Below are 13,109 nucleotides of genomic sequence, written 5' to 3'. Positions count from 1 at the left end.
TAAAAGGGAATGCCCTGCCGGATTCGGCGGGGCTCCTTTTTTTATCTATCTTGTTGCACAAGAAAGGGGTTTGCGAAGATGATTTGTCCGGAATGTGGAGAACGATTTAATTTTTACGAGCCGCAGTGCCCGTGGTGCGGGGCTGCGAAGCCTGTTTCCGAAAAGAAATTGCCTGAGGCTGTCGAAGAATCCGAGAAGGTTGAGGAGAAGGAAGTATTCTTTACGTACAAGGCACGCAAACGCCATGGCGGGAAAGTACTGATGGTGGGCAAATATTGTATAGCACTCTTTCTCTTTATGGTCTTTGTTTGCATGCTCGGTCAACTCTTTAGGGAACCGATTACGAAGTATCTTCTTTTAACAGTTTTTATACCTCTTGCTGTATCTGTTGTTTTTTTCTTTGATGCCGGCTACTCCATCAAGGCCGTGCGCGAAATAAAATGTCGCAAGGACGATTTTGTGTTGTACAGGCTCAATGACGAGGCTGTCCTTCCGTTTGGCAAGACGGATATACTAAAAAAGAGGTACAGAACGGGGCTTTTCCGTCATATGTATGTTTTTGTTATTGACAAGGAAATCTTCTTCGTCGACGAACACGATTTCCCCGAAGTTGCCGAAACGATGAACAATCTTTATTTCGGGAAAGACTGAAATTTTTAAATTTGCAAAAAAAGGATTTATCATGGACAAGATTTATCGTTCGGGTATCGGTTTTGACGTTCACAAGTTGGTGGAAGGCCGCAAGTGCATTATTGGCGGGGTGGATATCCCGTACGAGAAGGGCCTCTTGGGCCATAGCGATGCAGACGTCTTGCTGCATGCCATTAGCGACGCCCTGCTGGGTGCCGCAGGCCTCGGCGATATCGGCACGTACTTCCCGGATACCGACCCGGCCTTCAAGGGCGCTGACAGTCTGGAACTGTTGCGCAAGGTGGGCGAGGAGGTCAAGAAGGCGGGTTACGAGATTGTCAATATCGACAGCATCGTGATGTGCGAACGCCCGAAGGTGAACCCGCACAAGGACGCCATGAAGGCAAACATCGCCCGCGTACTCGGGATAGACGTGAAGCAGGTCGGCATCAAGGGTACCACGACCGAAAAGCTCGGGTTTACGGGCAGGGGCGAAGGCATCGCCAGCCAGGCGGTCGCAATGGTAAGAAGTCTGTAAGGAAAAAGGCTCGGGGCACGAGGCTCTCGTTGTCCCTAATTCAACGAGTTTGGTTTACCATTTTTTGGTGGTTAAATTTTACCTAATTTTTTCTATATTTTACGCCAGCTTTACAATCAACAATTCACCGCCATGAGCCCGAACTAGCTGAAAGGCAGCGACGATGATCCGGTAGTGGCGCTTCATAGGAAGGTCCTATAATTATGACTTGGATGGCGTTAAAAATGTTAGGGTGCCTAGCCCTGCTCATGTTCGGTATGAAGTCCATGAGCGAGGCTTTGCAAAAAATGGCCGGTCCGCAGCTCAGACATGTGCTCGGAACCATGACCACGAACCGTTTCACGGGGATGCTCACCGGCATGTTCGTTACAGCCTCAGTACAAAGTTCGACCGCCACCACGTTGATGACGGTCTCTTTTGTTAATGCGGGGCTCCTTACGCTCATGCAGGCCATCTCGATTATCCTCGGCGCCCACATCGGTACGACGGTAACGGCATGGATCATGAGCCTCGGGTTCTCGTTCAACATCGCGAACTTCGTCTACCCGGCGTTCTTCATCGGTATCATTCTCGTGTACCTGAACAAGAAGCGCGTGCTTGGCGAGTTCCTGTTCGGTGTGGGTTTCCTTTTCCTTGGCCTTACCACCCTTAAAGAAACCGGTTTTACCGTGGTGCAGGACCCGGGGGCAAGCGCGTCTATCAGCCAGTTCTTCGCGCATTTCAGCGAACCGAATTTTTTCAACTCGCTGTTCTTCCTCGTGATGGGAACAATCCTCACGTTGTGTGTGCAGTCTTCTGCCGCCATCATGGCCATCACGATGATCCTCTGCTCCACCGGCGTGCTCCATATTGACCAGGGCATCATGCTCGTGCTTGGCGAAAACATCGGTACGACGATTACCGCGAACATCGTGGCGCTTTCCGCCAATACGCAGGCGCGTCGCGCGGCTCTAGCTCACTTTACTATCAATGTTATCGGCGTGATTTGGGTGGTGATTGTGCTCAAGTGGTTTCTCGCCGCCGTGTGCCACGTGGTGGGTTACGACCTTTCCATCCATCCGGGCGATGAAGGCTATGCTGCAAACCTCGCGAAGATTTCCGTGGTGCTCGCCTCGTTCCATTCTGCGTTCAACGTGTCGAACACCTTCATCCAGATTTGGTTCATCAAGTTCATCGAGAAGTTCGTGTGCAAGGTCATCAAGCCCAAGAATTCCGAAGAGGAAGAGGACTCCCGCCTGCACTTCATCAGCTCCGGCCTCATGGGTACTCCCGAACTTTCGCTCCTTGAAGCCCGTAAGGAAATTAGCCTCTTTGCGACCCGCACTCGCAAGATGTTCAATTTTGTGCCTGACCTTTTGACAATGAAGGAAGAGAACGATTTCGTGAAACTGTTCGCCCGCATCGAAAAGTATGAAGGTATCAGCGACAACATGGAAATTGAAATCGCGAAGTACCTGAATCAGGTGTCGGAAGGCCGTCTGAGCCCCGAAAGCAAGACGACCATCCAAGCGATGCTCAGGGAGATTTCTGAAATCGAGAGCATTGGCGATGCCTGCTACAACATGGCCCGCGCCATCAACCGCAAGTTCCGCAGCAAGGAAGACTTTACCGAAGAGCAGTACGACCACATAAAGCATATCATGAACCTGTGCGACAAGGCGCTCGAACACATGATTGCCGTGCTCGACGACAACCAGCAGGTTGACCTGAACCGTACGTTGAACCTTGAAAATGAAATCAACGACTACCGCAAGCTCCTCAAGGGAAAAAATGTCGCCGATATCGAGAACCAGAAATACAGCTACCAAATGGGCGTGCACTACATGGACGTGGTGAACGATTGCGAAAAGCTGGGCGACTACGTGGTGAACGTGGTCGAGGCTCATGCGAACAAAAAATTCTCTACATAATCCCGCTTGCTTTGTGCGAATTACGGTACGAACCTTGTAAATACGGTGTCAAGAAATCTTTTGTACCGCAAGTTTTTCGTGCCAGTTTTTACAAGTAAAATTTGTGTAAAGTGTAGATAAAACCTTTGCGAAGCCGTTGCTTCAGGTATTGGATAAACGCTGTGGTCTTTTTATCTTGTTGTTGGGTAAATTGTGAATATGATTTACATAGTTGAAGACAATTCCGAAATCCGCGAAATGGAAGCCTACGCTCTCAAGAGTAGCGGTTTTGAGGTCAAAGCCTTCGATTGCGGGAAAAGCCTGGACGAGGCTATCAAGACCCACATACCAGACTTGTTTGTCTTGGATATCATGCTGCCGGGCGAAGACGGTCTCAGCATACTGAAGCGCCTCCGCACGCAGGAATCTACTAGCAATGTCCCCGTCATCATGCTTACCGCGAAGAGCTCCGAACTGGACAAGGTCAAGGGACTCGATTTGGGGGCCGACGACTATATCGCAAAGCCGTTCGGTGTCCTGGAATTTGTTTCGCGCGTCAAGGCGCTGCTCCGTCGTTCGGGCGTGGTGAATGTCGAAGCGGCTGAACCGAAAATTATTTCGCTCGGGGATGTGTCGCTCGACGAGGCCAAGCACGTCGTCACGGCGGGTAGCGAGAATGTGGAACTCACCTACAAGGAATACGAACTCCTGAAACTTCTCGTGTCACATCCGGGGCTTGTCTATTCCAGGCAGCAACTCCTGGAAAAAATCTGGGGCATCGATTTCAAGATGGATACGCGGACGGTTGATATGCACGTCAAGACGCTCCGACAAAAACTGGGCGAGCGAGGCGCGATTATCCAGACTGTCCGAAACGTAGGGTACAAAGCGCAATGAAGGACCGCATCCGCTACAGCCTGATATACATGGGAGTGATTGCGGCGCTCTTGGCGGTTTTTTTTACCATGCGTGTATTTGAAGGCGAAATGGCGGAGCAACTCAAGGGACTCCTGCGCGAAAACTTGCGCCTCATTGAAACCTCGTACGCGAATGAATCGCTTGGGGGCGAACCCCAGAAACTTGCGAAATTTGCAAGCAAGGATCTCCGCATCACGCTTGTCGATTCGAAGGGCGGGATTCTCTACGACAGCGATGCCGAAGCGGCCAAGATGGAAAACCACAACGACCGCGAAGAGATTATCGATGCGCTCGCGAAAGGCGTGGGCGAGGACCTGCGTTACTCTTCCACATTGCAGGCGAAGGCGTTCTACTTTGCGAAGCGCCTGAATGACGGAAACGTGCTCAGGCTCGGCATGCGCCAGGCGAACTTGCAGAAGGTGTATTCCAAGACAATCCCGTACCTTGTCGTACTGCTTGCGGCCATTGTGGCGGCAGCCATCCTGATAGCCATCGGGCTCAGCCGTACCTTCGTGAGTCCGCTCAAGAAACTTGTGGATCAGCTCGGTACTCCCGAATGGATGAAAATCGAGAATGTCTACAAGGAAATCGCGCCCCTCGTGAATACCATCCGCAAGCAGGACTTGGAACTGCAGCTGACGATTGAACAGCTTTCGAACGAAAAGCAGAAAATGACTCACCTGAAGGATGAATTCACCGCGAATGCCTCGCACGAACTCAAGACACCGCTGACCTCCATTTCGGGCTATGCGGAACTCATCGAGAGCGGCTTGGCGAAACCCGAGGATGTCAAGATGTTCGCGGGTAAAATCCATAAGGAGGCAAGCCGCCTGCAGTCCATCGCGAACGACATCATCACGTTGTCGAAACTCGACAACCATGGTGGCGAACCGTTCGAGCTGGGTGAAAAGGTGAACCTCTGGAACGTTGCGCATTCCTGTGTAGAGAGCCTCGGCCTGAACGCGAGCAAGAAGTCTATCTCGCTTTCGCTGGAAGGCGAAACATCCGCAGAAATCATCGCGAACTCCAAACTGCTTTACGAAATGATTTTCAACCTGGTGGACAACGCCATACGTTACACGGAGTCGGGCGGCAAGGTCGTCGTGCTCGTGGAACAGGACTCCATTGCCGTGAAGGATACCGGTATCGGAATCCCGGAGGAATGCCAGTCCCGCATCTTTGAGAGGTTCTATCGTGTAGACAAGAGCCGCTCCAAGGAAACCGGCGGAACGGGTCTCGGGCTTGCTATCGTAAAGCACATCGCCGAAGTCCTCCATGCGACAATCCACTTGAATTCGATCGTTGGTCTCGGTACCGAAATCAAGGTCGGTTTTACAACCCTTTCAAAAACGAATAAGGTTTTATGACACTTATGATTCTCAAAATGATTGGTTGCCTTGCGTTGCTCATGTTCGGCATGAAGACGATGAGCGAAGGCTTGCAGAAACTCACCGGCGGGCACCTCCGCGCAGTCCTTGGCACCATGACCAAGCACCGTATCGGAGGCCTCCTCACAGGCACGTTCGTCACGGCCTCGGTGCAGTCTTCTACCGCTACGACCGTTCTTACCGTAAGCTTCGTTAATGCTGGCCTGCTCACATTGAGTCAGGCCATTCCTGTTATTATGGGCGCGAACATCGGTACCACGGCCACGGCGTGGATTATGTCCATATTCGGGTTCCAGTTCAACATGAGCTCGGTAGTGTGGCCCTTCTTCGCTCTCGGTATCATCCTTTCTTACACCAAGAAGAACTCGACCAAGAGCCTGGGCGAATTTGTCTTCGGTTTCGCGTTCATGTTCCTGGGCCTTACCACGCTTCGCGAAAATGCGGTGGCGATGGACCTGGCCCATAACCAGACGGTCATCAACTTCTTTGCGACGACCGGCGGTTGGGGCATCTTCAGCACGCTCCTCTTCCTGTTGCTGGGTAGCATCCTTACCATGTGCGTGCAGTCGTCTGCCGCCATCATGGCGATTACGCTCCTCCTCTGCAGTAGCGGCGTGCTCCCGATTTACCAAGGTATTGCGCTCGTGATGGGCGAAAACATCGGTACCACGGTGACATCGAACCTTGCGGCACTTTCAGCAAGTACGCAGGCAAGGCGCGCGGCCTTGGCGCACATGCTCTTCAACGTGTTCGGCGTGGTGTGGGTATTGATAGTGTTCCGCCCGTTCGTGAACATGGTTTGCAGCATCGTGGGGTTTGACCCGACGTTCGTGCCGCATACCGAAGAAGAAGTTGCCCAGGCAAGCGTCCGTGTCACTTACGCGCTTTCGGCATTCCATACGGCGTTTAACCTCTGCAACGTGCTTATCCTTATCTGGTTCATCAAGCCGATGGAAAAAATCATCTGCAAGATTATCCGCGAGAAGGAAGACGGCGAGGATTTCAAGGTCAAGTTTATCAGCGCGGGCCTCATGAGCACTGCAGAACTTTCGCTTTTTGAAGCCCGCAAGGAAATTAACTTGTTTGCAGCCCGCACGCAGAAGATGTTCCGCATGGTGCCCGAACTGCTCGAGATGAAGGACGAAAATGACTTCGTCAAGCTGTTTGCCCGCATCGAGAAGTACGAAGGCATCAGCGACAACATGGAAATCGAGATTGCGAACTACCTTAACAAGGTTTCTGAAGGCCGCCTGAGTCCCGAAAGTAAGACGAACATCCAGTCGATGCTCAGGGAAATTTCTGAAATCGAGAGTATCGGCGACTCCTGCTACAACATGGCCCGTGCCATCAACCGCAAGTTCCGCAGCAAGGAAGACTTTACGGAGAACCAGTACGGCCATATCAAGCATATCATGCAGCTGTGCGACAATGCGCTTACGAACATGATCGATGTCATTAGCGATTATGCATCGGCCGATGCGAACCGCACGCTGAACCTGGAGAACGAAATCAACGACTACCGCAAGCTCCTCAAGGAGAAGAACGTCACCGATATCGAGAACCAGGAATACAGCTACCAGATGGGCGTGCACTACATGGACGTGGTGAACGACTGCGAGAAGCTGGGCGACTATGTGGTGAACGTGGTCGAGGCGCATACCAACAAGAAGTTCTCCTCTTAAAGACGGGAAACTGTATTTTTTCTATCTTGGGCATCAGTCAGTTCGAAACCCATCCTGACTCTAAACAAAACTAGGAGCCCCTATGAAAGACGCATTGCTCGTCCTGTCCGGCGGAATGGACAGCACCACGCTGCTTTATGAGCGTGCCGCCGATATTGCATTTGCCGTTTCGTTTGATTACGGCAGCAACCACAACGACAACGAGATTCCTTTCGCCTGCTTCCACTGCGAAAAGCTGGGAATTCCGCATGTGACGATTCCGCTCAAGTTCATGCACGACTATTTTGAGTCGTCGCTGCTGTCGGGTGCCGATGCAGTCCCTGAAGGCGACTATTCTGCCGAGAACATGAAGTCGACGGTCGTGCCTTTCCGCAATGGCATCATGCTTTCTGTTGCGGCGGGCCTTGCTGAAAGCCGCGGCCTTGAGAAGGTGATGATGGCGAACCATTTCGGTGACCATGCCATTTATCCGGATTGCCGCGAGGAATTCGTGAAGAACATGTCGGCGGCGATTGCGGCGGGCACCTACGCCGGTATCGCCATTGATGCACCCTATACGAATATCTCCAAGGCTGATATTGCTCGCAGGGGAAAAACTCTCGACATAGATTATAGCGCGACCTGGTCCTGCTACAAGGGTGGTAGAATCCACTGTGGAAAGTGCGCAACCTGTCTGGAACGCAAGGCGGCTCTCGCCGAAGCGGGAATCGACGATACGACAGAATACGAGGCCTGATATGTACAGAGTCATCAAACGAATCGAAATTTCCGGAGCTCATAAGCTGTCGCTTCCGTACGAAAGCAAGTGCCGCGGGCTCCACGGCCACAACTGGATTATCACGGTCTTCTGCCAGTCCGAAACTCTTGACGAGAATGGGATGGTGGTCGATTTCTCGCGCATCAAGGAAATTGTCCACGGCAAGCTGGATCACCAGTTCTTGAACGACGTGGTGGATTTTAACCCGACGGCCGAGAACATGGCGCGCTGGGTCTGCGAGCAGGTTCCGCACTGCTACAAGGTTCAGATTCAGGAAAGCGAAGGCAACATTGTCGAGTACGAACGCTAGGGACAGGGCCAGCCATGAAGGTGTGCGAGATCTTTAAGAGCATAGAAGGCGAGGGCCTGCGCATGGGACAGGCCGCGGTCTTTGTGCGGCTTCACGGCTGCAACCTGCGGTGCGCCTATTGCGACTCGATGTATGCGGTCGAAGGTCATGACTACACACAAATGGATGTAGACGAAGTCTTGTCGGCTGTAGACAAATACCGTAGCGAAAGCGGGGTCGGTTGCGTGACGCTCACCGGCGGCGAACCGCTGATTCATGAAGGCGTCGACGAACTGCTTTCGAAGCTATGCGGTGCGGGCTTCGAGGTCAATGTCGAAACCAATGGCACAGTTCCCTGCAAACGGTGCTTCCCGTCGCTTTTTTATACCATGGACTGGAAATGCGGCAGTAGCGGGATGTCGGGCAGGATGCGCATGGAAAATATCGCGACGCTTGGAAAAAATGACGTACTGAAGTTCGTTGTTGGGAGCGTCGAAGATCTGCGCGAAGCAGAACGCGTGGTATCGCAGCTTTCGTTGCTGCGGAAAAGTCCTGCATGCGACATGCCTCATATTTTTGTCTCGCCAGTTTTCGGGACGCTGCCGAACGAAACAATCGTGGATTGGATGCTGGATAGCGAAACCATGACGCGGAATGGCGCCCGATTCCAGGTGCAACTTCACAAAATCGTGTGGGACCCCGAACGTCGCGGCGTGTAGGCCCTGCTGTTATATTTGACATTATGAAAAAGACGAAAATCCTCTTTGTATGTCACGGGAACATCTGCCGTAGCCCCATGGCCGAGTTTGTCATGAAGGACAAGCTTGCGAAGGCGGGACTCGAGAATTTCGAGGTGGCAAGTGCCGCGACAAGTACCGAGGAAATCGGGAATCCCGTATATCCGCCCGCAAAACGTATGCTTGCAAGCCACGGAATCGATTGTAGCGGAAAACATGCGCGCCAGATGACGCAAGGCGATTACGAATATTACGACTATATCGTGCTCATGGATAGAAATAACCTGAGAAACCTGCGCTGGATTCTGGGCGAAGGGCATGACATGTCGAAGGTGTCGCTGCTGATGGATTGGACTGGTAATCCGCGCGATGTGGCGGACCCGTGGTATACGGGTAATTTTCAGGCAACCTGGGATGACGTGAACGAAGGTTGCGAAGCCATCATAGAGAAGTTGGCAAACCGCCCGTCTCTTTAAAATTGCTATTTTTTGTCATGTAAAGTTCCTGCGCGAAGTTGTGCGGGATAATTGAAATTTAAATGAGGAATCTATGAGCGAAAATTCTGCTACCCGTCCTGTCCGCGTCCGTTTTGCCCCGAGTCCGACGGGCTACCTGCATGTGGGCGGTGCGCGTACCGCTATCTACAACTACTTTTTTGCAAAGCACATGGGTGGCACGTTCTACCTGCGTATCGAGGATACCGACCGCAAGCGTTACAACGAGACTGCGCTGCACGATTTGATGCGCGACCTCAAGTGGCTGGGCCTCCAGTGGGACGAAGGTCCGGGTTGCGAAGGCGACTGCGGTCCGTACTTCCAGAGCGAACGCCTGGACATTTACCACCGCGAAATCAAGAAGCTCTTGGACGCGGGCTGTGCCTACTACTGCTTCTGCACCGAAGAACGCCTGCAGGAAGTCCGCGCCGAGCAAGAAAAGTCTCACGTGCCGGTCACGGGTTACGACCGCCACTGCCGCAATATCAGCCGTGAAGAAGCCGAAGCCCGCATTGCCGCTGGCGAGAAGGCCGTCATCCGCTTCAAGGTTCCCGAAACGGGCGTCACCGAATTTGACGACATGATCCGCGGTCATATCAGCTACCAGAACGAACTTTTGGACGACCTCGTGCTCATCAAGCGCGACGGTTACCCGACGTACCACTTTGCAAGCGTCGTGGACGACCACCTGATGGGTACGACCCACGTGCTCCGCGGCGATGAATGGATTAGCTCTACGCCCAAGCACGAGCTCTTGTACAAGGCATTCGGCTGGCAGCCGCCTGTATGGTGCCACCTGCCGGTGATTCTCGACAAGAACGGCGGCAAACTCTCTAAGCGCAAGGGTGCCGCTTCCGTGGGTGACTTCCGCGATCTCGGCTACCTGCCCGAAACGCTCGTGAACTACCTCGCTCTCCTCGGCTGGAACCCGGGCGACGACCGCGAAGTCATGACCATCAAGGAAATGGTGGAAAGCTTCACGCTGGAACGCATCAACCCGAAGTCCGCAAGCTTCGACGAAAAGAAGTTGCAGTGGATGAACGGTCAGCACATCCACCTGTGCGACGACGCATTCCTCAAGGGTATCATGAAGGAAGGCCTGGCCGCCAAGGGTATCGACCTCTCGAAGGAACCGGAAGAACGCCTCGACGAAATCGTGAAGCAGCTGAAGCCCCGTGCCCACTTTGTGCAGGACCTGGCCGACATGGCTGTGTACTTCTTCGTGGCTCCGACGACCTACGACGAGAAGGGTGCGAAGAAGCACTTCGGCGAAGGCTCCAAAGAAGTGGCGACGCTCGTGCGTGACATGCTCGCTTCCATCGAAGATTTCAAGACTCCGGTGATCGAAAAGGGTTTCTACGACCTGGCTGAACGTTGCGGTCACAAGGTGGGTGAACTCGTCGGTGCTCCGCGTCTCGCTGTCTCTGGCGTGACTGCAGGCCCTGGCCTCTGGGAAATGTTCGAAATCATCGGCAAGGACGAAGTGCTCCGCCGCATCGATGTCGCTCTCCCGTTGATGGGGTGATCTTCGCTGACCCATGCGAAATCTCTTTCCTCATAGGATCCATACGCAGAAGTTGTTCTGCTGCCGTTGTCGTCAGGTGCTCGATCACGGGGTCTATGCACGTGAACCTTATTCCACTTATGGAGGAATGAAACCGCATCTTCCGCTTCTCTGCATGTGTGAAAGGTGCTCGGCTGCGTTTGTCGGCTTTTCGAACGAGTTTGCCTTTTCGAGGCCGATTGATGCGGGCGATTACACCGCTGTGTATGGCTATAGTCGGATTTCTCCGGGAAATTGGCTCTATTTCAAGGAATCGGTCAAGCCGGGGAAGGTCAAAAGCTATTTCAGGACAAATGAACAAGAAATCATTGTCGTGAGCTATGATGGTGGCCAGGACATGAAATTTGTGTTCGACCATCCCGCTCCGGTTCGTGAAAAATCGGCCGAAGGCTATCGCCTACTTCCGGCGCAGAGCGCCCAGACTTTGCTTGGCGATAATATTTACCACACTTTGCGAGATAAGTTTGGTATTGCAGTCGGGCTCGTGAAAGATGGCGACAAGGATAAGTTGGCGACACTGCTCGAAGATGGTTCCGTCTTGTTTATAACGCTTCCGGAACAAGCCCAGAACATCCCTAACGACAAGTTGTCCGATATTGTTCTCAACAAGTTGCGCCAGCTTTTCCCGGATGACGTAAGCAGGGTCTCGGTGACGGTTGGACAGGGCGTTGTCTACCTGGATGGCCTTGTCAGGAGCGTCATGATTAAGCGCTCGCTTCGGGCTTGTATCAATAACATGCCTCGCGTTCGTGGCTGCGTTGACTTTACGAAGGTTATTGCGGAGCCTGGCATGACGGATAAGCGGATAGAAAACGAAATTTACATGTTGCTGGAATCCTTTGGACGAAATGTCTTTGATTACAAGGTAGAAGTAGCAAATGGAAAGGGTAGTGTGTCCTTGTGCTGCTTCGAAGGCCTGTGCCCTAAGGATTTGGAAAATAGGATTGCCGAAGTTCCCGGTTTGCAGGATTTGAACTTCTCGATGGTGTCGTTGCCGGAAAGGGAAATGCGGAATCGAGAAACCTGCCTGGAAATGGAACACAGCTATTCGTTGAATTCTTTGCTCCAGGGGGCCAAGATAAAGGTCTCGTTTGTCGATGACAAGTATTTGCTGGAAGGAAGGGTTCATTCGGCATTTCAGAAACAGATTGCCTTTGTGAACGCGGTAAAGATGACCCTTTCGACGGCTGTGGAAAATCGCTTGCGCGTGGCTGGAAACTTATAAAAAAGGAGTGCCTATGGCTTCAGGATACGAAAAAATCAACCTTATTAAGAATAAACTAAAGAATCCGATGACCGTGACGCAGTTGGCCTTGGCGCTCGGGTGTGGCATCCGCACCGTTTTCCGTCATCTCGATGTCGTCCAGAAGGAAAACTGCGGTCTTCGCAAGTACAAGAGCGAGGGCGAAACCTTCTATGTTATCCAGCCCGACGAGAAGGTGAACTTTAACCAGAATATCGTCAAGCAACTCGATAAAATCAAGAAGACGATGGCTGCGAATTCCGCTCCCGAAATAAAGACGGTAAAGCTTTTGGATAAGGTAATAAGCCTGCTGGAAACGACGGACCCGAACGAATTTAAGCCCGAAGCCATTTCGACAGACCCGGATTACGTGCTGGATTACGGCCCCTTCTGCGATGATAAATTGCAGGATGCGCTTGTCAATCGGGTTCTCAAGTCAATCCACAGCGGAACGGCCATCAGGATTCACTACCGCCATTCGACGGACCATTCCTCGGTCGCCGAAGAAACGAAGGAAGTCTTTCCGGTCAAGGTCATCATGCGCATGGACACGCTCTATCTTGTAGCGGGCGAAGTGGACGACAAGGGAAATCAGGTTTTCAAGAACTACCTTTTTGAACAGATTGATAGCGTGACGGAAACGAACCATGCGTCCCCGAAGTTTGCCTTTGATGAGAAAACGCATTACAAGTATGCTTTTGGCAAGTACACAGGTCGCGACAAGGTGGAAGATGTCTCGCTCGAGATTAGGACGAAGTGGCTGCAGACGCAGTTCGAGCGTTCGCATTTCAATCCGCCGATTTCAAAGCGTTTCGACAGGAACAAGAACATGATTGTCGATCTGAAACTTCGCATTACCCCGGATTTCGAAAGTTGGCTGATGGGTGTCACCAACGATGTGCGTATTCTGAAACCCGCCTCGCTGAAGGAAAAGATTAAGCAGAAACTCAAGAACGCACTGTCTGATATGGACGCCTGAG

Annotated in this window: 13 protein-coding genes; all 13 read left to right on the top strand. The window is 52.3% G+C overall.

Annotated features, from left to right (window positions below):
- Positions 1-78: 78 nt before the first annotated feature.
- Positions 79-651, top strand: a complete 573-nt coding sequence (locus B2310_RS13155) for a hypothetical protein (RefSeq protein WP_290732396.1) — start codon at positions 79-81, stop codon at positions 649-651.
- A 31-nt stretch (positions 652-682) separates the two neighbouring features.
- Complete coding sequence (ispF, locus tag B2310_RS13150) at positions 683-1,168, top strand: 2-C-methyl-D-erythritol 2,4-cyclodiphosphate synthase (RefSeq protein WP_290732394.1); 486 nt, start codon at positions 683-685, stop codon at positions 1,166-1,168.
- A 200-nt stretch (positions 1,169-1,368) separates the two neighbouring features.
- Complete coding sequence (locus B2310_RS13145; protein ID WP_414655111.1) at positions 1,369-3,078, top strand: Na/Pi cotransporter family protein; 1,710 nt, start codon at positions 1,369-1,371, stop codon at positions 3,076-3,078.
- Between the two features lie 198 nt (positions 3,079-3,276).
- Positions 3,277-3,954, top strand: a complete 678-nt coding sequence (locus B2310_RS13140) for a response regulator (protein ID WP_290732388.1) — start codon at positions 3,277-3,279, stop codon at positions 3,952-3,954.
- Positions 3,951-5,342: a sensor histidine kinase gene (locus tag B2310_RS13135; RefSeq protein WP_290732385.1), complete on the top strand. Its 1,392-nt coding sequence runs from the start codon at positions 3,951-3,953 to the stop codon at positions 5,340-5,342. Before B2310_RS13140 ends, B2310_RS13135 begins: the two co-directional genes overlap by 4 nt.
- The gene (locus B2310_RS13130; protein ID WP_290732382.1) at positions 5,339-7,045 is read left to right on the top strand and encodes a Na/Pi cotransporter family protein; all 1,707 of its coding nucleotides are present in this window, start codon (positions 5,339-5,341) and stop codon (positions 7,043-7,045) included. Before B2310_RS13135 ends, B2310_RS13130 begins: the two co-directional genes overlap by 4 nt.
- An 82-nt stretch (positions 7,046-7,127) precedes the next feature.
- Positions 7,128-7,781 carry a 7-cyano-7-deazaguanine synthase QueC gene (queC, locus tag B2310_RS13125; protein ID WP_290732379.1) on the top strand — a complete coding sequence of 218 codons (654 nt, stop codon included), beginning with the start codon at positions 7,128-7,130 and terminating at the stop codon, positions 7,779-7,781.
- 1 nt (position 7,782) lies between these two features.
- Positions 7,783-8,112, top strand: coding sequence for a 6-carboxytetrahydropterin synthase QueD (queD, locus tag B2310_RS13120; RefSeq protein ID WP_173382742.1), 330 nt, complete (start codon positions 7,783-7,785; stop codon positions 8,110-8,112).
- Positions 8,113-8,126: 14 nt separating this feature from the next.
- On the top strand, positions 8,127-8,810 hold the full coding sequence (locus B2310_RS13115) for a radical SAM protein (RefSeq protein ID WP_290732376.1): 684 nt from the start codon (positions 8,127-8,129) through the stop codon (positions 8,808-8,810).
- 23 nt (positions 8,811-8,833) lie between these two features.
- Positions 8,834-9,304 carry a low molecular weight protein-tyrosine-phosphatase gene (locus B2310_RS13110; protein WP_290732373.1) on the top strand — a complete coding sequence of 157 codons (471 nt, stop codon included), beginning with the start codon at positions 8,834-8,836 and terminating at the stop codon, positions 9,302-9,304.
- Positions 9,305-9,377: 73 nt separating this feature from the next.
- The gene (gene gltX / locus B2310_RS13105; RefSeq protein ID WP_290732370.1) at positions 9,378-10,847 is read left to right on the top strand and encodes a glutamate--tRNA ligase; all 1,470 of its coding nucleotides are present in this window, start codon (positions 9,378-9,380) and stop codon (positions 10,845-10,847) included.
- Between the two features lie 127 nt (positions 10,848-10,974).
- Positions 10,975-12,111 (top strand): BON domain-containing protein, encoded by a 1,137-nt coding sequence (locus tag B2310_RS13100; RefSeq protein ID WP_290732367.1) that lies wholly within the window; start codon positions 10,975-10,977, stop codon positions 12,109-12,111.
- A 13-nt stretch (positions 12,112-12,124) separates the two neighbouring features.
- The gene (locus B2310_RS13095) at positions 12,125-13,108 is read left to right on the top strand and encodes a helix-turn-helix transcriptional regulator (RefSeq protein ID WP_290732364.1); all 984 of its coding nucleotides are present in this window, start codon (positions 12,125-12,127) and stop codon (positions 13,106-13,108) included.
- Position 13,109 lies beyond the last annotated feature (1 nt).

This window comes from Fibrobacter sp. UBA3629, from assembly GCF_002374005.1.
Lineage (GTDB): Bacteria > Fibrobacterota > Fibrobacteria > Fibrobacterales > Fibrobacteraceae > Fibrobacter.
This window is presented reverse-complemented; position numbering and strand designations above follow the sequence as displayed.